The organism is Noviherbaspirillum phoenicis (genome assembly GCF_047237965.1).
Classification (GTDB): domain Bacteria; phylum Pseudomonadota; class Gammaproteobacteria; order Burkholderiales; family Burkholderiaceae_D; genus Noviherbaspirillum_A.
Genome location: NZ_JBDFLX010000001.1, coordinates 4113333 through 4132908, shown reverse-complemented (window position 1 = coordinate 4132908; position 19576 = coordinate 4113333). Strand labels below are relative to the sequence as shown.

Below are 19576 nucleotides of genomic sequence, written 5' to 3'. Positions count from 1 at the left end.
CGAACAGCCCCACCACTTCACGCATGAGACAGCTGCTGCTGGATTTGATCGCGGAAAAGCCGCAAACCCTGGCCAATTTCGAGGCCGGGAAAAATGCCGAGCTTTATCAGCTGCTGTGCCGGCTGGCCGCGCATCCGGAGGACAGCCGCGAACGCTTCGTGTATCTGTGGGGCCGCGCCGGCGCCGGCAAGACGCATCTGCTGCGCGCGCTGGCGGTGTTGCCGGATGCCCGCTATATCGACGCCGCCAGCGCGGCACAGGCCTGCCGCTACGATCCCGCCATCCGCATCTATCTGCTCGACGACTGCGAGCAGTTGTCGCCAGAGGCGCAGATCGCGGCCTTCAACCTGTTCAATGAAGTGCGCGAGCACGGCGCGCTGATGATTACCGGCGGCGCGGTGCCGCCGGCGGTGCTGCCGGTGCGGGAAGACCTGCGCACCCGCATGGGCTGGGGCCTGATCTACCAGGTGCATGAACTGAGCGACGAGGAAAAAATCGCCGCGCTGAGCCAGGCCGCGGCGACCCGCGGGCTGGCGGTCTCGCCCGGCGTGCTGCCCTACCTGATCACCCACTTCGAGCGCGACATGCGGTCCCTGTCCGCGATGCTCGACGCGCTGGACCGCTATTCGCTGGAAACCCAGCGTCCGATTACCCTGCCCCTGCTGCGCGACCTGCTGCAACTGGAAGATGAAACGAAGCCATGAACAACCTGACCCTGTTTGACCTTGACCACACGCTGCTGCCGCTCGATTCCGACTATGAATGGGGCCAGTTCATGTCGCGCATCGGCGCGGTGGACCCGGTGGAATTCGCGCGCCGCAATGGCGAGTTCTATGCCCAGTACCAGGCCGGCACGCTGGACCCGGTGGCCTACCTCGAATTCGCCTTCGGCACGCTGGCGCGGTTTCCGCGCTCCCAGCTCGATGCCTGGCACCGCCAGTTCATGGACGAAGTGATCCGCCCGGCCGTCAAGCCCGGCGCGCTGGCGCTGGTGCAGAAACACCTGGACGCGGGCGACCTGGTGGCCATCATCACCGCCACCAACCGCTTCGTGACCGCGCCGATCGCCCGCGAATTCGGCGTCGAGCACCTGATCGCCGCCGAGCCGGAAGTCGATGCCAACGGCGACATCACCGGCGCCTTCGTCGGCACGCCGCCCTACGGCGCCGGCAAGGTGGTCAACATCCGCAAATGGCTGGACGCGCGCGGCCAATCGCTGGAAGGCTTCGCCCGCAGCACGTTTTACAGCGATTCACAGAACGACATACCGCTACTGGAAGCCGTCACCCATCCGGTTGCGACCAATCCCAATGCCCTGCTGGGCGCGCATGCAAAAGAGCGCGGCTGGCCCATCCTGAATCTGTTCAATGATTAAAAAGCTCATACGGCGCATTCTCGGCAAGCCGCAGCAGGCAGCCGACCCGACCCAGCCCGTGGTCCTCGGACCGCAGGAACATGGCATCAATCCCGAACTGGTATCGAACAATGCGATCCGCGTGACGCAGACGCTGCAGCAGGCCGGCTTCAAGGCTTTCCTGGTCGGCGGCGCGGTGCGCGATCTGCTATTGGGCGTCAAGCCCAAGGACTTCGACATCGCCACCAATGCCACGCCCGAGCAGGTCAAGGCGCTGTTCCGGCGCGCCTTCATCATCGGCCGGCGCTTTCAGATCGTGCACGTGATGTTCGGCCAGGACCTGCTGGAAGTCACTACCTTCCGCGGCGCGGCCAAGGAAGCCGCGCCCAAGGACGAGCATGGCCGGGTGCTGCGCGACAACACCTTCGGCGAGCAGCATGAAGACGCCCTGCGGCGCGACTTCACCATCAATGCGATGTACTACGACCCGGCCACCCAGGAGGTGCTGGACTACCACGGCGGCATGGCCGACATCCGCAACCGCACGCTGCGCATGATAGGCGTGCCCGAGGAGCGCTACCGCGAAGACCCGGTGCGCATGCTGCGGGTGGTGCGCTTTGCCGCCAAGCTCGGCTTCGAGATCGACCCGTCGGCCCAGGCGCCGATCCCGGTGATGGCGCCGCTGATCAACAACGTGCCGGCGGCGCGGGTATTCGATGAAATGCTGAAGCTCCTGATGAGCGGCCAGGCGATGGCCTGCCTGGAGCGGCTGCGCAGCGAAGGCCTGCACCATGGCCTGCTGCCGCTCTTGGACGTGGTGATGGAGCAGCCCCTGGGCGAGCGCTTCGTGCGCCTGGCGCTGGACAATACCGACCTGCGCATCCGGCAGGGCAAGCCGGTGTCGCCGGGCTTCCTGTTCGCTTCGCTGCTGTGGCACCAGGTGCTGGAGAAATGGCGCGCCTACCAGGCCGCCGGCGAATTTCCGATCCCGGCCCTGCACCAGGCGGCCGACGATGTGCTCAACGGGCAGACCGAGAAGCTGGCCTTGCAGCGCCGCATCGCCACCGACATGCGCGACATCTGGGCGATGCAGCCGCGCTTCGAGCGCCGCAGCGGCAAGTCGCCGTACAAGCTGCTGGAGCATCCGCGCCTGCGCGCCGGCTATGACTTCCTGCTGCTGCGCTGCGAATCAGGCGAACTCGACGCCGAGGCCGGCGAATGGTGGACCGCCTTCATGGAAGCCGACGGCCCCGGCCGCGAGGAACTGCTGGCCAGGAAGCCCAAGGCCGATGGCGAAGCCGCCGCGCCGAAGAAACGCGCCCGGCGCCGCCGTCCGAAGAAGGAGTCGGCCACCGGCGCGGCTGGCGACAACCCGACCATGGCCGGCGAGCACGGCGAATGAAGCCAGTGGCAGCCTACATCGGCCTGGGCGCCAACCTGGGCGACGCCCGCGGCGCCGTGCAGGCGGCGCTGCAGGCCCTGGACGAACTGCCCGAGACCAGGCTGCTGGCCCAGTCCAGCCTGTTCAGGACCGCGCCGGTCGATGCCGGCGGCGACGATTACGTCAACGCCGTGGCCCGGATCGAAACCCGGCTGCCGGCGCAGCAGTTGCTGGAGCGGCTGCTGGAAATCGAACAGGCGCATGGCCGTACACGGCCGGGCTACAATGCACCGCGCACGCTGGACCTGGACCTGCTGCTGTATGGCAGCGAACGGATCGCCACGACGGCGCTGACGGTGCCGCATCCGCGCATGACGCAGCGCGCCTTCGTGCTGATTCCGCTGCTGCAGATCGCGCCCCTGATCGAGATTCCCGGCAAGGGGCCGGCGCATGGCTTCGTGCCCGATGTCGCCGGCCAGGCGATTTCGGCGATCAGGGACTGAAGCCAGTCCGGAAGGCGCCGGCCGACATGTATAGCGGCCGCTGACCAGCCGCACCAGAACAAGAACAGGCGCCGTGCGCGCCATCCCAGACACTGCAACCGGAGGACAAGAAATGGCAGGCTATCTGCAGGAAAACCAGGCTGCGGGACGCAGCAAGGCAGTCACCGCGCCGGCGCTGATGGCAATGCGCGCGGCAGGCGAAAAGATCACCATGCTCACCTGCTACGACGCCAGCTTCGCCGCGCTGATGGACCGCTGCGGCGTCGAGATGCTGCTGGTGGGCGACTCGCTGGGCATGGTGTCGCAGGGACACCAGTCCACCCTGCCGGTCACGCTGGCCGACATGGCGTATCACACCGCCAGCGTGGCGCGTGGCAATCGCACCGCGCTCTTGGTGGCCGACATGCCGTTCGGCACCTATGCCACGCCCGAGGCTGCCTTCAGCAATGCCGCCGAACTGATGCGCGCCGGCGCCCACATGATCAAGCTCGAAGGCGGCGCCTGGCTGGCGTCGACCGTGCGCTTCCTGACCGAGCGCGCGATCCCGGTCTGCGCCCATGTTGGCCTGACGCCGCAATCGGTGCATGTGCTGGGCGGCTTCAAGGTGCAGGGCAAGTCGGTTGCCGGCGCCGAGCAGATGAAGGATGACGCGCTGGCGCTGCAGGCGGCGGGCGCGTCGGTGGTGGTGCTGGAAGCGATCCCCGCGGCGCTCGGCCGCGAGGTGACGGAGGCGCTGGCGATCCCCACCATCGGCATCGGCGCCGGCCCCGACTGCTCGGGCCAGGTGCTGGTGATGCATGACATGCTGGGCGTCTTCCCCGGCCACAAGGCGCGCTTCGTGAAGAACTTCATGGATGGCCAGACCAGCATAGACGCGGCGGTCAAGGCCTATGTGGCGGCGGTGAAGGACGGCAGCTTCCCGGCGGCCGAACACTGCTTCTGAGCTGCCGACCCGCCGCGCCGTGCGGCCAGCTCGTGGCGGTGCGGCGCGGCGTCAGACCGTCAGCTGCGTGATCGACGCCATGGCCACGCCGGCGTCGATCGACAGAAAGCCGACCGTGACCGGCAGCTTGAAACGGCGCGGTCCGGCGCTGCCCGGGTTGACCAGCAGCACGCCGCCCTCCTCGCGCACCATGGGCTTGTGGGAGTGACCGGCGATGACCACCTGCACCGGCGGCAGCGCATTCTTCAATTCCTTCACATCATGCAGCAGGTGAATCGCGACGCCATCGAAGCTCAGCGTCAGGCTGTGCGGCACCGCCTTTGCCCACGGCCCCGTGTCGTTGTTGCCGCGCACCGCATCGACCGGCGCGATCGCCGCCAGCGCTTCCAGGATCTGCGCATTGCCGATGTCGCCGGCATGGATGATGCGGTCCACGCCAGCCAGCGCGGCCAGGGCTTCCTGCCGCAGCAGACCGTGGGTGTCGGAGATTAGCCCGATGCGCATCGCCGCCCGCTCAGCTGCCGTGGCTCAGCGCGTTCGACAGCAGCTTGGCCGTGATGTCGACGATCGGAATCACCCGCTCATAGGCCATGCGGGTCGGGCCGATCACACCGAGCGTGCCGACCACCTTGCCATTGACGCCATAGGGCGCGGTGACCACGCTCATTTCATCGACCGGCATCAGCTGCGACTCGCCGCCGATGAAGATCTGCACGCCGGTGGCCTTGCTCGACACGTCCAGCAGCTGCATCAGGCTGGTCTTCTGCTCGAACATGTCGAACAGCTTGCGCAGCGAGGTCATGTTGGAAGACAGATCGCTCACCGACAGCAGGTTGCGCTCGCCGGAAATGACGACCTCGTCATTGTTTTCCGTCATCGCGTCGCTGCCCGCCTCGACCGCCGCCTGCATCAGCCGCGTCATGTCGTCGCGCAGCTGGCGCAGTTCGGCCTGCAGCCGGTTGCGCACATCGTCGAAACTCAGGCCGCCATAGTGCAGGTTGATGTAGTTGGCCGCTTCCACCAGTTGTGAGCGGGTGTAGTCGACATCGGTCAGCAGCAGCCGGTTCTGGACTTCGCCATTGGGCGCGACGATCACCAGCAGGATGCGTTTTTCCGACAAGCGCAGGAATTCCACCTGCTGGAAGACCGATTCGCGGCGCGGCGTCAGCACCACGCCGGCGAATTGCGACAGCGAGGACAGCACCTGGGCGGCGCTGGAAATGATGCGCTGCGGCGAGCCGATCTGGTTCTTTGGCTGCAGCCGGAATTCCACCGCCTTCTCGTCCAGCGGCTGCACCGTCAGCAGGGTGTCGACGAACATTCGGTAGCCGCGTGGCGTGGGAACGCGGCCGGCCGAGGTGTGCGGGCTGCTGACCAGCCCCATTTCCTCCAGGTCGGCCATGATGTTGCGGATGGTGGCGGGCGACAGGTCGAGTCCGGAGATCTTGGACAGTGCGCGGGAACCGACCGGCTGGCCGTCGGCGATATACCGTTCCACCAGGGCTTTGAGCAGGGTTTGTGCGCGATGATCGAGTTGCATGTCCGTAGTCTAATGTCGTGGCGCATCAGGCGCCATGATTTATCCGTGTTTCCAGCCAGACTTCCAGGTCGTGCAGCGACGCACAGACGGCATCCGGCGCCACATGGTCAGGCATGGTGCGCAGCGGCAAGTCCTGCCGCCGCAGCCAGACGCCGCGCAGGCCGGCCTTCTGCGCGCCTTCCACGTCGAGCAGCGGATCGTCGCCGACATAGACCGCCTCGGCCGGCTCGACCTGCAGCGCCTCGCAGGCATGGCGGAAGATCGCCGGGTCCGGCTTGGCGCTGCCGAACTGGTGGGCGGCGATGGACACGTCGAAATAATGATCCATGCCTATTGCGCCCAGGTCGGCCACGCCGTTGGAGACCGAGCCCAGCGCCACCTTGCGCCGCAGGGCGTCCAGCACCGGATGCACATCCGGATACGGCTCGACCTGGTTGCGGGCGGCGTTGAAGATGGCCATCGCCGTATCCACCGACGCCGCGCTTTCCCCGCAGGCAACGAACACCTCGGTCAGCACCGCGTGGCGCAGCGCCGCCAGGTTGATCGCGTAGAGCGGTTCGGACTTCATCAGCGCCACCCGCCTCGCCCGCATTTCCTCGATGCTGTAGCCGGCCGCGACAGTGGGCGCGTGTTCCCTGATCCAGTCGAACAGCAGGCGCTCGGCGCGCAGGATGACGGGCACGATGGGCCACAGGGTATCGTCTAGGTCGAACAGTACGGCTTTGATGGCGGGCATAAGACTGAAGTTTCCAGAGTTTTAACAGTTTGTCGGCGCATAAACTGGTTTGCACGGGAATTATGGTCTAATCTGCCGCATGCCGTCGTTCACGCCTCCCACACAGATGACTTTTCAGAAAATTGCGATTATCGGCAAGCCGGGCGCCACGGGTATCGCCGAGTCGCTGACGCAGCTCGCCGCCTTCCTGCAGGATGCCGGCATCGAGGTGCTGTTCGAGGCCGAGACGGCGCAGAACATCAACCACCAGGGCATCGGCCTGAACGCGCAGCAGATCGGCGAACAGGCGGACGCCGCCATCGTGGTCGGCGGCGACGGCACCATGCTGGGCATCGCCCGCCAGCTGGCGCCCTACAATGTGCCGCTGATCGGCATCAACCAGGGCCGGCTGGGCTTCATGACCGACATCCCGGCCGAAGGCATGCTGCCGATTTTGTCGGACATGCTGGCCGGCGAGATGGAATCGGAACAGCGCAGCCTGCTGGAAGGCGCGGTGCTGCGCGACGGCCAGATCATCTTCCGTGGCCTGGCCTTCAACGATGTGGTGGTGGCGCGCGGCGCCGGCTCCGGCATGGTCGAGCTGCGGGTGACAGTCGACGGCCACTTCATGTACAACCAGCGCTCGGACGGCCTGATCGCCTCCACCCCCACCGGCTCGACCGCCTATGCGCTGTCGGCCGGCGGACCGCTGCTGCACCCTACCCTGGGCGGCATCGTTCTGGTGCCGATCGCGCCGCATGCGCTGTCGAACCGTCCGATCGTGCTGCCCGACTCCTGCGAGATCCGCATCGAAGTCATTGCCGGGCGCGACTGCAGCATCAATTTCGACATGCAGTCGCTGGCGAGCCTGGCCTATCACGACTGCATCCTGGTGCGGCGCTCGGCGCATTCGGCCACCTTCCTGCATCCGCGCGGCTGGAGCTACTACGACACGCTGCGCGAGAAGTTGCACTGGAATGAATATCCTTCCGTCGAAGGTCAGTTAAAATAATTTCCCCGCCGCGACGCCGCGGCGCGGAATTCCGCAAATCCGAACATTCGCCTGCCTGCGGGCAACATCCGAAATCTCCCTCTCCAGATGCTGCGCACACTCTCCATACACGACTTTGTCATTGTTGATGCGATCGAACTTGAGCTGGGCTCCGGCTTCACTGTTTTCACCGGCGAAACCGGCGCCGGCAAATCCATCCTGATCGATGCGCTGGCGCTGGCCCTGGGCGGCCGCGGCGACGCCAGCGTGGTGCGCGAAGGCGCCGCCAAGGCCGACATCAGCGCCCAGTTCGCCACCGGCAGCGAAGCCGACGCCTGGCTGGCGGTCAATGAATTCGAGCCGGAAGACGGCTGCGTGCTGCTGCGTCGCGTGATCGACAATGCCGGCCGCTCCAAGGCCTATATCAATGGCGTCGCCGCCACCGCCACCCAGTTGCGCGACCTGGGCGAACTGCTGGTCGACATCCACGGCCAGCATGCGCACCAGTCGCTGCTCAAGGCCGACGCCCAGCGCGCGCTGCTCGACAGCCAGGGCGGCCTGGCGGAAGACGCCAAGGCGGTTGGCGCGGCCTACCGCGCCTGGCGCACGACGGCGCGCCAGCGCGAGGAATTCGAAACCAATGCCCGCAACGTGCTGCTGGAGCGCGAGCGCCTGGAATGGCAGGTGGCCGAGCTGGAAAAGCTGGCGGTCAAGCCCGGCGAATGGGACGAGATCAGCAACGAGCACAGCCGGCTGTCGCATGCGGCCAGCCTGATCGAGGGCGCCCAGGAAGCGCTGACGGCGATTTCCGAGTCCGACGAGAATCCCATCCTGTCGCTGCTGTCGTCGCTCAACACGAAGATCGGCAAGCTGGTCGACATCGACGATGGCCTGAAACCGGTGATGGAAGCGCTGGAGCCGGCGCAGATCCAGCTGCAGGAAGCGGTCTATGCCCTGAACGACTACCTGAGCCGGGTCGAACTCGATCCGGCCCGGCTGCGCGTGGTGGAAGACAGGCTGGAAGCGATCCATTCCACTTCCCGCAAGTTCCATGTCGCCCCGGATGAACTGCCGCGCGAACTGGAAACCCTGTCGGCCCAGTTGAAGCAGCTGGCCGATGCGTCCGACGTCGATGCGCTGCGGGCCCAGGAAGAAAAGCTCAAGGCCGCCTACCTGGCGCTGGCGCAGAAGCTGTCGCGCGCCCGCGCCGCCGCCGCCGCGCAGCTCGGCCAGTCGGTCACTGCCGCCATGCAGGAACTGAGCATGGCGGGCGGGCGCTTCGCGGTCGGCCTGAATGCCTGCGAGCCGGCCGCCTATGGCCTGGAACAGGTGGAATTCCTGGTGGCGGGACACGCCGGCACCGTGCCGCGTCCGCTGGCCAAGGTGGCTTCCGGCGGCGAACTGGCGCGGATTTCGCTGGCGATCGCCGTGATCACTTCCAGCGCCACCGCCACCCCGACGCTGATCTTCGACGAGGTCGACACCGGCATCGGCGGCGGCGTGGCCGAGGTGGTCGGGCGCCTGCTCAAGCGCCTGGGGCAGGACCACCAAGTATTGTGCGTGACCCACCTGCCGCAGGTGGCGAGCCAGGCCAACCAGCATTTCCAGGTCAGCAAGGCCGGCGCGCCGGACGGCAAGACGGTTTCGCGCATCGAGCCGCTGGACGCCAAGGCGCGGGTGGAGGAAGTGGCGCGCATGCTGGGCGGCATCGAGATCACCGCCACCACCAGAAAGCACGCGCGCGAACTGCTGGCGCTGTAAGCATCGGTTTTCATCTCCGGTTTCCATAAAAGACAAAGAAAGAGTTACCCGCCCATGCGCTTCCAGCCGGAACCATCCCATCACCACGGCAGCATCAGCCGCAGCGCCATCGTACTGGTCAACCTCGGCACGCCGGACGCGCCGACCGCCGCCGCGGTACGGCCCTACCTGAAGGAATTCCTGTCCGACCCGCGGGTGGTGGAAATCCCGAAGGCGGTCTGGTGGTTCATCCTGAACGGCATCATCCTGCCGTTCCGCTCCAAGCAGTCGGCGCACAAGTACGCGGCGATCTGGACCAAGGAAGGCTCACCCCTGCTCACGCATACGGTCAAGCAGGCCATGCTGCTGCGCGGCGCGCTCGGCGAGCGCGGCCATGATGTCGAGGTGGTCGCCGCGATGCGCTACGGGAATCCGTCGCTGCCATCGGTGCTGGAAAAGCTCAAGGCCGATGGTTGCCAGCGGGTGCTGGTGCTGCCGGCCTATCCGCAGTATTCCGGCACCACCACGGCCTCGATCTACGACGCCGTCTTCAGTTATTACAGGAAGGCGCGCAACATCCCGGAGCTGCGCCTGGTGCGCAACTACCATGACGACCCCGGCTATATCGAGGCGCTGCGGCAGTCGGTGCAGAAGCACTGGGAAAGCCATGGCCGGCCGGACAAGCTGGTGATGAGCTTCCACGGCGTGCCCAAGCGCACCCTGCTGCTGGGCGACCCGTACCACTGCGAATGCCACAAGACCGCGCGCCTCTTGGCCGCCGCGCTGGGCCTGACGCAGGAGCAGTACTTGGTGACCTTCCAGTCGCGCTTCGGCAAGGCCGAATGGCTGCAGCCTTATACCGCGCCAACCATGCAGAAGCTGGCCAGGGAAGGCGTCAAGCGCGTCGATGTGATCTGTCCCGGCTTCACCAGCGACTGCCTGGAGACGCTGGAGGAAATCGACATGGAAGTGCGCACCGACTTCCTCACCGCCGGCGGCAGCGCCTATCACTACATCCCCTGCCTGAACGAAGCGCTGGCCTGGGTGGCCGCCATGGCCACCCTCGCCGAGCGCCACATGCAGGGCTGGCCCACGGCGCGCGACGGCGCGCTGCAGGCGGCACGCCGGCAGGATGCAGCGACTGGCCGCGAACGGGCGCTGGCCCTGGGAGCCGCCGACTGACACCGGCCGGATTTTCCGTCCTGCCCAAAACCCGCCCTTGAAATGCCTGCCGCTATCCCCATTTGCGGCGAGTGGTTAATTCAATAGCAATGCGCTGGCGCCGACTCCTCGGCGCCAGTTCGCATAAGTCCTTGATATTGCTGGAGTCTGACGATGCACGACGAAGAAAACAAGAATTCCCAGGAAGCGACGCAGGGCGCCCCGGCCGCTGACGCCGCGCCCGAAACGGCCCAGCCGGCCGCATCCAACGCCGAGCAGAAGCTGGCCGAGGCGGAAGCCCGCCTGTCCGAACTGCAGGATTCCTTCCTGCGCGCCAAGGCCGAGGCGGAGAACATGCGGCGCCGGGCGCAGGAAGACATTGCCAAGGCCCATAAATTTGCGATCGAGAGCTTCGCCGAGGCGCTGGTGCCGGTGAAGGACAGCCTGGAAATGGCGCTGAAGGTGGAGACGCCGTCGGTCGAATCCCTGAAGGAAGGCGTTGACATGACCCTGAAGCAGCTGGTCTCCGCCTTCGAGAAGAACCGCCTGCTGGAAGTCAATCCGCAAGCCGGCGAAAAGCTGGATCCGATGAAGCATCAGGCCATCTCGATGGTGCCGTCCGACCAGGAAGCCAACACCATCGTCAGCGTGCTGCAGAAGGGCTACACCATCGCCGACCGCCTGCTGCGCCCCGCCCTGGTTACCGTCTCGCAACAAAAATAAGCGATACGACGCATCAGGGTTCTTGAAAGGTCCACCTTTCTCCACATATAGGCAGCAAGCGAAATTCTGTCTCACCGTATTTTTAAGGGATAAACAATCATGGGCAAAATCATTGGTATTGACCTGGGCACGACCAACTCCTGCGTCGCCGTCATGGAAGGCGGTCAGCCGAAGGTCATCGAAAACTCCGAAGGCGCGCGTACCACGCCTTCCATCGTCGCTTATCAGGAAGACGGCGAAATCCTGGTTGGCGCGCCGGCCAAGCGCCAGGCGGTCACCAACCCGAAGAACACCCTCTACGCAGTCAAGCGCCTGATCGGCCGCCGCTTCGACGAGAAGGAAGTGCAGAAGGACATCAGCCTGATGCCTTACCAGATCGTCAAGGCCGACAACGGCGACGCCTGGGTGCAGGTGCGCGACAAGAAGCTGGCGGCACAGCAGGTGTCGGCCGAAGTGCTGCGCAAGATGAAGAAAACCGCCGAAGACTACCTGGGCGAGGAAGTCACCGAAGCCGTGATCACCGTGCCGGCCTACTTCAACGACTCGCAGCGCCAGGCGACCAAGGACGCCGGCCGCATCGCGGGCCTGGATGTCAAGCGCATCATCAACGAGCCTACCGCGGCCGCGCTGGCGTTTGGCCTGGACAAGTCCGGCAAGGGCGACCGCAAGATCGCCGTCTATGACCTGGGCGGCGGCACCTTCGACATCTCCATCATCGAGATCGCCGACGTCGAAGGCGAAATGCAGTTCGAAGTGCTGTCGACCAATGGCGACACCTTCCTCGGCGGCGAAGACTTCGACCAGCGCATCATCGACTACATCATCGACGAATTCCGCAAGATCAACGGCCTGGACCTGTCCAAGGACGCCATCGCGCTGCAGCGTATCAAGGCATCGGCCGAGCGCGCCAAGATCGAGCTGTCGTCGTCGCAGCAGACCGAGATCAACGAGCCGTACATCGCCATGGCCAATGGCGCGCCGGTCCACCTGAACCTGAAGATCACCCGCGCCAAGCTGGAATCGCTGGTCGAGGAACTGATCGCCCGGACCATCGAGCCATGCCGCATCGCCATCAAGGATGCCGGCGTGAAGATCAGCGACATCAATGACGTGATCCTGGTCGGCGGCATGACCCGCATGCCCAAGGTGCAGGAAAAGGTCAAGGAATTCTTCGGCAAGGATCCGCGCAAGGACGTCAACCCGGACGAGGCAGTGGCAGTGGGCGCAGCCATCCAGGGTTCGGTGCTGTCGGGCGACCGCAAGGACCTGCTGCTGCTGGACGTGACGCCGCTGTCGCTGGGCATCGAGACCCTGGGCGGCGTGATGACCAAGATGATCCAGAAGAACACCACGATCCCGACCAAGTTCAGCCAGGTGTTCTCCACCGCGGAAGACAACCAGCCTGCCGTGACCATCAAGGTCTACCAGGGCGAGCGTGAAATGGCAGTGGGCAACAAGGCGCTGGGCGAATTCAACCTGGAAGGCATTCCGCCGGCATCGCGCGGCACTCCGCAGATTGAAGTCACCTTCGACATCGACGCCAACGGCATCCTGCACGTCGGCGCCAAGGACAAGGCCAGCGGCAAGGAAAACAAGATCACCATCAAGGCCAACTCGGGTCTGACCGAGGAGGAAATCCAGAAGATGGTGCGCGATGCCGAAGCCAACGCCGAAGAGGACAAGCGCCTGAAGGAACTGGCCGAAGCCCACAACCAGGGCGACGCGCTGGTGCATTCGACCCGCAAGTCGCTGACGGAATATGGCGACAAGCTCGACGCCGGCGAGAAGGAAAAGATCGAAGCCGCGATCCGCGACCTCGAAACTTCCCTGAAGGGCAGCGACAAGGCCGACATCGACGCCAAAATGACCGCGCTGACCACCGCAGCGCAGAAGCTGGGCGAGAAGATGTATGCCGACATGCAGGCGCAGCAGGCTGCGGCCGGCGGCGCCGAGGCTGGTGCGGGTGCAGGCGCAGGTCAGGCGGGTGCGGAGTCGCGTGCCAAGGACGACGACGTTGTGGACGCCGACTTCAAGGAAGTCAAAGACAAGTAATAACAATTTTGCGGCCAAGGCCGCAAAGTTCGCCGAGCCAGTGGTCGCCTGACTGCGGCTCGGCTTTTTGCTTACCAGAGAGGTGCCTATAACATGGCGGCAAAGCGCGATTTTTACGAAATACTGGGCGTAGCGAAAAACGCTTCCGATGATGACATCAAGAAGGCGTATCGCAAGCTCGCAATGAAATACCATCCGGACCGCAATCCGGACAGCAAGGGCGCGGAAGAGAAATTCAAGGAGGCCAAGGAGGCCTACGAGATGCTGTCGGACCCGCAGAAGCGGGATGCCTATGACCGCTACGGCCATGCCGGCGTCGATCCCAACATGGGCGGCGGCGGCTTCGGCGGCAACGCGGGCGGCTTCGCCGATGCGTTTGGCGACATCTTCGGCGACATCTTCGGCAACGCGGCCGGCGGCCGCGGCGGCCGTGGCGGCGGCCCGCAGGTCTATCGCGGCGCCGACCTGCGCTACAACCTGGAAATCACGCTGGAACAGGCGGCCAACGGCTTCGACACCACGATCCGCGTGCCGTCCTGGGACAGCTGCGACACCTGCCACGGCAGCGGCGCCAAGCCGGGCACGTCGCCCACCACCTGCCCCACCTGCGCCGGCCACGGCCAGGTGCGCATGCAGCAGGGCTTCTTCAGCATCCAGCAGACCTGCCCGAAGTGCCACGGCACCGGCAAGATCATTCCGGAACCCTGCCCCACCTGCGCCGGTGCCGGCCGCATCAAGCGCAACAAGACGCTGGAAGTGAAGATCCCGGCCGGCATCGACGACGGCATGCGCATCCGCTCTTCCGGCAACGGCGAGCCGGGCATGAACGGCGGACCGCCGGGCGACCTGTATGTGGAAATCCACATCAAGCCGCATCCGGTGTTCCAGCGCGAAGGCGACGACCTGCACTGCGAGATGCCGATTTCCTACGCCACCGCGGCGCTGGGCGGCGACATCGAAGTGCCGACCCTGGGCGGCAAGGTATCGTTTTCGGTGCCGGAAGGCACCCAGAGCGGCAAGGTGTTCCGGCTGCGCGGCAAGGGCGTCAAGGGCGTGCGCTCCGGCCTGTCCGGCGACCTGTTCTGCCACGTCGTGGTGGAAACACCGGTGCGCCTGACCGAGCGCCAGAAGGACATGCTGCGCGAGTTCGAGCGCTCCATGACCGAGGGCGGCGCCAAGCACAGCCCGCAGAGCAAGTCCTGGAAAGACAAGGTCAAGGAGTTCTTCGAGTAAGCAGCATCACCCCGCAATGGCCGCTGGCAGCAATGCCCAGCGGCTTTTTCTTGTCCGCACCGTTTCCGAAAGTCCGCATGCGAGCCGCCTTCCCCTTTCTCACTGCGCTTGTGCTGTTTTCCGCCGGTCCCGCCGCGGCGGAAACCCTGCGGGTCGGCAGCTTTTCCAGCGGCGACCTGGCCGGCTGGGACGTCAAGTCCTTCAAGGGCGAGACCCGCTACGAACTGGTGCGGGATGGCAGCGTGACCGTGCTGCAGGCCAGCACCGACGGCATGGCCTCGGGCCGCTTCCGCAAGATCCGGGTCGACCTGGCCAGAACACCGGTGCTGCGCTGGCGCTGGAAGATCGATGCGCCGTATCGCGGCAACGATGAAGAGGCCAAGGCCGGCGACGACTTCCCGGTGCGCATCTATGTGGTGGTGGAACGCGGTCCGCTCGGTCTGCGCAGCCGCGCGCTGAACTATGTATGGGCATCGGGCAAGCCGGTCGGCGCGCGCTGGCCGAATCCCTTCACCAGCCAGGCGATGATGCTGGCGGTCGACAGCGGCGACGCCAGGGCCGGCACCTGGGTCAGCCACCAGCGCAATGTGCGCGACGACCTGCGCGCCGCGTTTGGCGAGGACTTTGCCGAGATCGACGCGGTCGCCGTGATGACCGACGGCGACAACGGCGCCCGCCAGGCTCGCGCCTGGTACGGCGACATCACCTTTTCCAGCGAGTAGCCGCCGTGACGACACAGCGCCTGCTCCTCGTTGGCGGCGGCCATGCCCACCTGTTCGTGCTGGAGGCGCTGCGCAAGCGCCTGCCCGAATGGCGCGACCGGCTGCAGGTGGCCATGGTCAGCCGCGACCTGCACACGCCCTATTCCGGCATGCTGCCGGGCCTGATCGCCGGCCACTACCGGCACAATGAAGCCCATGTGCACCTGGCGCCGCTGGCCGCGGCGGCGCAGGTGGAACTAGCGCAGGCCAGCATCGTCTCCTTCGACCCGGCGGCGCGCGTGGCGCTGGACGACTGCGGCCGGCAATGGAATTTCGATCTCGCCTCCCTCGACATCGGCTCGGCGCCGCCGCTGGCCCGGGTGCCGGGTGCCCAGGACCATGCGCTGCCGGTCAAGCCGGTCGACGTCTTCCTGCAGCAATGGCGCGCCTTCCAGGCCCAGGCCGACAGCCTGGCGCGGCCGGTGCACATGGTGGTGGTGGGCGGCGGCGCCGGCGGCGTCGAACTGGTGCTGGCGATGGCGCACCGGATGGCGGGCCGGCGCGACCGCGTCAAGTGGTCTCTGGTGACGCGCGGCGAACTGCTGGCCGGCTATCCGCGCGGCGCGGCGCGGCGCATGGCGCGCCACCTGGCAAGGCAGGGCATTGCGGTGCTCACCGGGACCGACGTTCTGCGGGTGGAACCGGACATGCTGCATTTTGCCGATGGCAGCACGGCGGCTTACGATGCGCTGCTATGGGCCACAGGCGCCGGCGCGCAGCCCTGGGTGGCGCAGTCGGGCCTGGCCTGCCTGGACGGCTTCGTCCATGTCGACAGCCATCTGCGCTCGGTCAGCCATGGCCATGTGTTCGCCGCCGGCGACATTGCCACCGATCCGCTGCAACCGCGCGACAAGGCAGGCGTCTATGCAGTGCGGCAAGGGCCGGTGCTGGCCGACAACCTGCTGCGCACGGTCGCCGGCCAGCCGCTGGCGGCCTACCTGGCGCAGCGCGGCCACCTGTCGCTGCTCGGCACCGGCCCGCGCCATGCGGTGGCGGTATGGCAGGGCCTGAGCTGGGAAGGCGGCTGGGTATGGCGCTGGAAGGATGCGATCGACCGCAAATTCATGCAGCGTTTTTCGGATTGGGATGTACCTAATCAGATCAATAGTTAATAGGAATAAACAACATGCAACGCAAGCAAGCACGCGACATCACTTACCAGCAGCTGTTTGAGAACAACCGCCAGTGGGCGGCCGCCATTTCCGCCGAGGATGCCGACTTCTTCAAGAAGCTGGCCGCCCAGCAGACCCCCGAATACCTGTGGATCGGCTGCTCCGACAGCCGGGTGCCCGCCAACGAGCTGCTGGGGCTGCTGCCGGGCGAGCTGTTCGTCCACAGGAATATTGCCAACGTGGTCGTGCACACCGACCTGAACTGCCTGTCGGTATTGCAGTTCGCCGTCGACGTGCTGAAGGTCAAGCATGTGATCGTCTGCGGCCACTACGGCTGTTCCGGCGTGCATGCGGCGCTGGTGGGCCGGCGCGTCGGCCTGGCGGATAACTGGCTGCGCCATGTGCAGGACGTGCACATGAAGCATGAGCGCTATCTGGGCGAGGTCCTGCCCGACAAGCAGCGGCTGGACCGCCTGTGCGAACTCAACGTGATGGAGCAGGTGACCAATCTGTGCCAGACCACCATCGTGCGGGATGCCTGGGAGCGCGGCCAGGAACTGACCATCCACAGCCTGATCTACGGCATCCAGGACGGCCTGCTGCGCGACCTGGGCGTCTCCATCAGCGCGCCGGAAGAAATGGCCGGAATCCTCGCGGAGGCGTTCCAGGCCTACGAATAAGCGTCAAGCATCCGGGACTGCGGCCTAGCGGCCGCGATGCGGGCAATCCTGCTTGGTGCAATGCGCATACAGCGCCAGCGCATGCTCGGCGATCGCGAAGCCGCGCTGCTGCGCGATGACCTGCTGGCGGCGCTCGATTTCCTCGTCGAAAAACTCTTCCACGCGGCTGCAGTCCAGGCATACCAGATGGTCGTGGTGCGAGCCTTCGTTGAGCTCGAACACGGCCTTGCCCGACTCGAAGTGATTCCGGCTCAGCAGGCCGGCCTGCTCGAACTGGGTCAGCACGCGATAGACGGTGGCCAGGCCGACATCCATGTTATCGGCCAGCAGTATCTTGTAGACATCTTCGGCGCTCAGGTGACGCACGCTGCTGCCCTGGAAAATTTCGAGGATCTTGAGCCGCGGCAGCGTGGCCTTGAGGCCGCTGGCCTTCAGGTCGGTGGGGTTGTTAGGCATGGATTTCGTCGGATGGAGATGATCTGCTTTATCATATAGCGTTTGACCACCTAGCTCAATCGACTGAGATCTCCCCTTATGCGTATGCTGTTTTCCCATTCCGGTGCGCTGTGCGTGCTGTTCGCCGCCGCCCTCGCCGGCTGCGCGTCGAAGAACCCGCTGATTGACGAGCCTGCGAGCGTACGCCGCAGCGAGCCGGCAGTGCAGGCGCAACAGGCCAGCGAGCAGGGCGGCAGCGACGTGCAGGTCACGCGCGAAAAGCCGTTTCTCGGCTTTCTGCGTCCTTACCGGCCCGACATTCAGCAGGGCAACTTCGTCTCCCGCGAAATGGTGGCGCAACTGAAGGAAGGCATGACCCAGGACCAGGTCCGCTTCGTGCTCGGCACGCCGCTCCTGACCGACGTGTTCCACAACAGCCGCTGGGATTATCCATTCCGCATGAAGAAGGGCAATGGCGAAATCACCACCAGCCGCGTGACGCTGACTTTCGTCGACAACCGCCTGGCGCGCATCGAGGGCGGCGACCTGCCGACCGAAGCCGATTACCTGTCGCGCATCGCTGGCGAAAAGGTCCGCAAGGCCAACACCATGACCCCAGGCCCGCAGCCGGTGCCTTCCTCCGCCGCCGACCCGCAAACTCCCGCCACCAAGCCATGACTCAAATGAAAATTGCCGTTGCCGGCGCATCCGGCCGCATGGGCCGCATGCTGATTGAAGCCATCCGCAATGCTTCCGACGCAGAACTCGCCGGCGCGCTCGACGTTGCCGGCGCTCCCGGCCTCGGCGCCGACGCCTCCGCCTTCCTCGGCCAGGATTCCGGCGTCCTGATCACCGACAAGCTGGGACAGGGGCTGGCCAACGCCGACTACCTGATCGACTTCACCCGGCCGGAAGGCACGTTGAAGCACATGGAATACTGTGCCGCGCATGGCATCAAGATGATCGTCGGCACCACCGGCTTCGACGATGCCGGCAAGGCCGCAATCGCCGCCGCCGCCGAAAAGACCGCCATCGTGTTCGCGCCCAACATGAGCGTGGGCGTGAACGTGACGATGAAGCTGCTGGAGCTTGCGGCAAAGAGCTTTGCCGAAGGCTATGACATCGAGATCATCGAGGCGCATCACCGCCACAAGGTCGACGCGCCGTCCGGCACCGCGCTGCAGATGGGCGAAGTGGTGGCGCGCGCCCTCGGCCGCGATTTGAAGGAAGTCGGCGTGTTCGCGCGCGAAGGCGTGACCGGCGAGCGCGATCCTTCCTCGATCGGCTTTGCCACCATACGCGGCGGCGACATCGTCGGCGACCACACCGTTCTGTTTGCCGGCATCGGCGAGCGCATCGAGATCAGCCACAAGTCGTCGAGCCGGGTCACCTATGCCCACGGCAGCCTGCGCGCCGCCCGCTTCCTGGCCGGCCGCGACACCGGACTCTACGACATGCAGGACGTGCTTGGCCTGCGCTGACGCACAATACGCCGTGTGAGGACGCCATGAGCGCGCCGGCCCGCCGTTCGCTGGCAGCGATTGCCATTTCGGTGGCCATGCATGCCGGCGCGCTCGTCGCCGTGCTTTCCGGCGTGAAAACCCACGTGCATCCATCGCCGGAACCCAAGCCGATCACGGTGGCGCTGTTGCCCCCGCCGCAGCCAGTGCCAGCGCCCGTCGCGGCGCCAGCGCCGCAACCGCAGCCCGAACCGCCGCCACCGCCGCCGCCGCCGCCTCCCGCCAAACCGTCCCCGCCGCCGAAACCGGCACCGCCGCCACGGCCTGCGCCGGTGGCGAAGCCGGCGCCGCGCCGCGTCGCGCCAGCGCGAACAGAACCCGCGCCGGCAGCGCCGCCTGTCGCGGAAGCGACACCCCCGACAACCGCGCCAGCCCCGGCGCCGGCCACGCCTCCCGCGCCCCCTGCCCCGCCAGCGCCGCCGGCCGAACCGGTGCGCACCGGCGTCTCCATTCCCGCCAGCTACGCCGCCGCCAACCGGCCGCCGGTACAGCCGGCGCGCTCGCTGCGCAACGGCGAGGAGGGACGGGTGATGCTGAGGGTGCTGGTGCAGGCCGACGGCACTGCCGGCGAAGTCCAGGTACGCACCTCCAGCGGCTTTCCGATGCTGGACGAGGCGGCGCGCAGCGCGGTCCAGTCCTGGCGTTTCAATCCCGCCACCAGCAACGGCAAGCCGGTGGCCGAGTGGTACCTGGTGCCCATCGTTTTCAAACTTTCCAACTAGAACAAACGCA

Annotated in this window: 21 protein-coding genes; 17 read left to right on the top strand and 4 right to left on the bottom strand. The window is 66.0% G+C overall.

What is annotated here, in order from left to right; genetic code table 11:
• Window positions 1-23: 23 nt before the first annotated feature.
• From hda to panB, 5 genes are all read left to right on the top strand, one after another.
• Entirely contained in the window at window positions 24-704 is a 681-nt protein-coding gene (hda, locus tag ABC383_RS18485; protein WP_413015810.1) for a DnaA regulatory inactivator Hda, read from the top strand.
• The gene (locus tag ABC383_RS18480; protein ID WP_413015808.1) at window positions 701-1375 is read left to right on the top strand and encodes a histidinol-phosphatase; all 675 of its coding nucleotides are present in this window, start codon (window positions 701-703) and stop codon (window positions 1373-1375) included. The genes hda and ABC383_RS18480 overlap by 4 nt, the downstream gene beginning before the upstream one ends.
• Window positions 1368-2756: a polynucleotide adenylyltransferase PcnB gene (gene pcnB, locus ABC383_RS18475; protein ID WP_413015806.1), complete on the top strand. Its 1389-nt coding sequence runs from the start codon at window positions 1368-1370 to the stop codon at window positions 2754-2756. The genes ABC383_RS18480 and pcnB overlap by 8 nt, the downstream gene beginning before the upstream one ends.
• A complete protein-coding gene (gene folK, locus ABC383_RS18470; protein ID WP_413015804.1) occupies window positions 2753-3238 on the top strand; it encodes a 2-amino-4-hydroxy-6-hydroxymethyldihydropteridine diphosphokinase in 486 nt (161 codons plus the stop codon). The genes pcnB and folK overlap by 4 nt, the downstream gene beginning before the upstream one ends.
• Window positions 3239-3350: 112 nt before the next feature.
• Complete coding sequence (panB, locus tag ABC383_RS18465; RefSeq protein WP_413015802.1) at window positions 3351-4181, top strand: 3-methyl-2-oxobutanoate hydroxymethyltransferase; 831 nt, start codon at window positions 3351-3353, stop codon at window positions 4179-4181.
• Window positions 4182-4232: 51 nt separating this feature from the next.
• Here the strand turns inward: panB and ABC383_RS18460 are convergent, their stop codons facing one another.
• The 3 genes from ABC383_RS18460 to ABC383_RS18450 are packed head-to-tail and all read right to left on the bottom strand — an operon-like array spanning window position 4233 to window position 6457.
• Window positions 4233-4685 (bottom strand): metallophosphoesterase family protein, encoded by a 453-nt coding sequence (locus ABC383_RS18460; protein ID WP_413015800.1) that lies wholly within the window; start codon window positions 4683-4685, stop codon window positions 4233-4235.
• 10 nt (window positions 4686-4695) lie between these two features.
• Entirely contained in the window at window positions 4696-5721 is a 1026-nt protein-coding gene (hrcA, locus tag ABC383_RS18455; protein ID WP_413015798.1) for a heat-inducible transcriptional repressor HrcA, read from the bottom strand.
• Between the two features lie 25 nt (window positions 5722-5746).
• Window positions 5747-6457, bottom strand: coding sequence for an HAD family hydrolase (locus ABC383_RS18450; RefSeq protein ID WP_413015796.1), 711 nt, complete (start codon window positions 6455-6457; stop codon window positions 5747-5749).
• 106 nt (window positions 6458-6563) lie between these two features.
• On the opposite strand from ABC383_RS18450, the gene ABC383_RS18445 reads away from it, so the two are divergent.
• From ABC383_RS18445 to can, 9 genes are all read left to right on the top strand, one after another.
• Entirely contained in the window at window positions 6564-7448 is an 885-nt protein-coding gene (locus tag ABC383_RS18445; protein WP_413015794.1) for an NAD kinase, read from the top strand.
• 87 nt (window positions 7449-7535) lie between these two features.
• The gene (gene recN, locus ABC383_RS18440) at window positions 7536-9188 is read left to right on the top strand and encodes a DNA repair protein RecN (RefSeq protein ID WP_413015792.1); all 1653 of its coding nucleotides are present in this window, start codon (window positions 7536-7538) and stop codon (window positions 9186-9188) included.
• A 54-nt stretch (window positions 9189-9242) separates the two neighbouring features.
• The gene (gene hemH, locus ABC383_RS18435) at window positions 9243-10349 is read left to right on the top strand and encodes a ferrochelatase (RefSeq protein WP_413015791.1); all 1107 of its coding nucleotides are present in this window, start codon (window positions 9243-9245) and stop codon (window positions 10347-10349) included.
• A 153-nt stretch (window positions 10350-10502) separates the two neighbouring features.
• Window positions 10503-11051: a nucleotide exchange factor GrpE gene (grpE, locus tag ABC383_RS18430; RefSeq protein WP_413015789.1), complete on the top strand. Its 549-nt coding sequence runs from the start codon at window positions 10503-10505 to the stop codon at window positions 11049-11051.
• Between the two features lie 99 nt (window positions 11052-11150).
• Window positions 11151-13103, top strand: coding sequence for a molecular chaperone DnaK (gene dnaK / locus ABC383_RS18425; protein WP_413015787.1), 1953 nt, complete (start codon window positions 11151-11153; stop codon window positions 13101-13103).
• Window positions 13104-13196: 93 nt separating this feature from the next.
• Window positions 13197-14336 (top strand): molecular chaperone DnaJ, encoded by a 1140-nt coding sequence (dnaJ, locus tag ABC383_RS18420; protein ID WP_413015785.1) that lies wholly within the window; start codon window positions 13197-13199, stop codon window positions 14334-14336.
• 77 nt (window positions 14337-14413) lie between these two features.
• The gene (locus ABC383_RS18415) at window positions 14414-15058 is read left to right on the top strand and encodes a DUF3047 domain-containing protein (protein ID WP_413015783.1); all 645 of its coding nucleotides are present in this window, start codon (window positions 14414-14416) and stop codon (window positions 15056-15058) included.
• A 5-nt stretch (window positions 15059-15063) separates the two neighbouring features.
• Window positions 15064-16209 carry an FAD-dependent oxidoreductase gene (locus tag ABC383_RS18410; protein ID WP_413015782.1) on the top strand — a complete coding sequence of 382 codons (1146 nt, stop codon included), beginning with the start codon at window positions 15064-15066 and terminating at the stop codon, window positions 16207-16209.
• 14 nt (window positions 16210-16223) lie between these two features.
• Window positions 16224-16889, top strand: a complete 666-nt coding sequence (gene can, locus ABC383_RS18405) for a carbonate dehydratase (protein ID WP_413015781.1) — start codon at window positions 16224-16226, stop codon at window positions 16887-16889.
• A 24-nt stretch (window positions 16890-16913) separates the two neighbouring features.
• Here can and fur read toward each other — a convergent pair whose 3' ends face one another.
• Window positions 16914-17345 carry a ferric iron uptake transcriptional regulator gene (gene fur, locus ABC383_RS18400; protein ID WP_413015779.1) on the bottom strand — a complete coding sequence of 144 codons (432 nt, stop codon included), beginning with the start codon at window positions 17343-17345 and terminating at the stop codon, window positions 16914-16916.
• A gap of 78 nt (window positions 17346-17423) precedes the next feature.
• Between fur and ABC383_RS18395 the strand changes: the two genes are divergently transcribed.
• Genes ABC383_RS18395 through ABC383_RS18385 form a run of 3 tightly spaced genes read left to right on the top strand, consistent with a single transcriptional unit; the run spans window position 17424 to window position 19566 of the window.
• The gene (locus ABC383_RS18395) at window positions 17424-18002 is read left to right on the top strand and encodes an outer membrane protein assembly factor BamE (protein ID WP_413015777.1); all 579 of its coding nucleotides are present in this window, start codon (window positions 17424-17426) and stop codon (window positions 18000-18002) included.
• Window positions 17999-18805 (top strand): 4-hydroxy-tetrahydrodipicolinate reductase, encoded by an 807-nt coding sequence (gene dapB, locus ABC383_RS18390; RefSeq protein ID WP_413015775.1) that lies wholly within the window; start codon window positions 17999-18001, stop codon window positions 18803-18805. Before ABC383_RS18395 ends, dapB begins: the two co-directional genes overlap by 4 nt.
• Window positions 18806-18831: 26 nt before the next feature.
• Window positions 18832-19566 (top strand): energy transducer TonB, encoded by a 735-nt coding sequence (locus ABC383_RS18385; protein ID WP_413015773.1) that lies wholly within the window; start codon window positions 18832-18834, stop codon window positions 19564-19566.
• The last annotated feature ends 10 nt before the right edge of the window (window positions 19567-19576 follow it).

Bases quoted from the DNA above. Each gene is read 5' to 3' on its own strand.
- hrcA (WP_413015798.1), bottom strand. From the start codon at position 5,721: ATGCAACTCGATCATCGCGCACAAACCCTGCTCAAAGCCCTGGTGGAA.
- ABC383_RS18460 (WP_413015800.1), bottom strand. From the start codon at position 4,685: ATGCGCATCGGGCTAATCTCCGACACCCACGGTCTGCTGCGGCAGGAA.
- pcnB (WP_413015806.1), top strand. From the start codon at position 1,368: ATGATTAAAAAGCTCATACGGCGCATTCTCGGCAAGCCGCAGCAGGCA.
- ABC383_RS18385 (WP_413015773.1), top strand. From the start codon at position 18,832: ATGAGCGCGCCGGCCCGCCGTTCGCTGGCAGCGATTGCCATTTCGGTG.
- can (WP_413015781.1), top strand. From the start codon at position 16,224: ATGCAACGCAAGCAAGCACGCGACATCACTTACCAGCAGCTGTTTGAG.
- panB (WP_413015802.1), top strand. From the start codon at position 3,351: ATGGCAGGCTATCTGCAGGAAAACCAGGCTGCGGGACGCAGCAAGGCA.
- ABC383_RS18445 (WP_413015794.1), top strand. From the start codon at position 6,564: ATGACTTTTCAGAAAATTGCGATTATCGGCAAGCCGGGCGCCACGGGT.
- dapB (WP_413015775.1), top strand. From the start codon at position 17,999: ATGACTCAAATGAAAATTGCCGTTGCCGGCGCATCCGGCCGCATGGGC.
- ABC383_RS18450 (WP_413015796.1), bottom strand. From the start codon at position 6,457: ATGCCCGCCATCAAAGCCGTACTGTTCGACCTAGACGATACCCTGTGG.
- hemH (WP_413015791.1), top strand. From the start codon at position 9,243: ATGCGCTTCCAGCCGGAACCATCCCATCACCACGGCAGCATCAGCCGC.
- grpE (WP_413015789.1), top strand. From the start codon at position 10,503: ATGCACGACGAAGAAAACAAGAATTCCCAGGAAGCGACGCAGGGCGCC.
- folK (WP_413015804.1), top strand. From the start codon at position 2,753: ATGAAGCCAGTGGCAGCCTACATCGGCCTGGGCGCCAACCTGGGCGAC.
- dnaK (WP_413015787.1), top strand. From the start codon at position 11,151: ATGGGCAAAATCATTGGTATTGACCTGGGCACGACCAACTCCTGCGTC.
- ABC383_RS18480 (WP_413015808.1), top strand. From the start codon at position 701: ATGAACAACCTGACCCTGTTTGACCTTGACCACACGCTGCTGCCGCTC.
- ABC383_RS18415 (WP_413015783.1), top strand. From the start codon at position 14,414: ATGCGAGCCGCCTTCCCCTTTCTCACTGCGCTTGTGCTGTTTTCCGCC.
- fur (WP_413015779.1), bottom strand. From the start codon at position 17,345: ATGCCTAACAACCCCACCGACCTGAAGGCCAGCGGCCTCAAGGCCACG.
- ABC383_RS18395 (WP_413015777.1), top strand. From the start codon at position 17,424: ATGCGTATGCTGTTTTCCCATTCCGGTGCGCTGTGCGTGCTGTTCGCC.
- recN (WP_413015792.1), top strand. From the start codon at position 7,536: ATGCTGCGCACACTCTCCATACACGACTTTGTCATTGTTGATGCGATC.
- hda (WP_413015810.1), top strand. From the start codon at position 24: ATGAGACAGCTGCTGCTGGATTTGATCGCGGAAAAGCCGCAAACCCTG.
- dnaJ (WP_413015785.1), top strand. From the start codon at position 13,197: ATGGCGGCAAAGCGCGATTTTTACGAAATACTGGGCGTAGCGAAAAAC.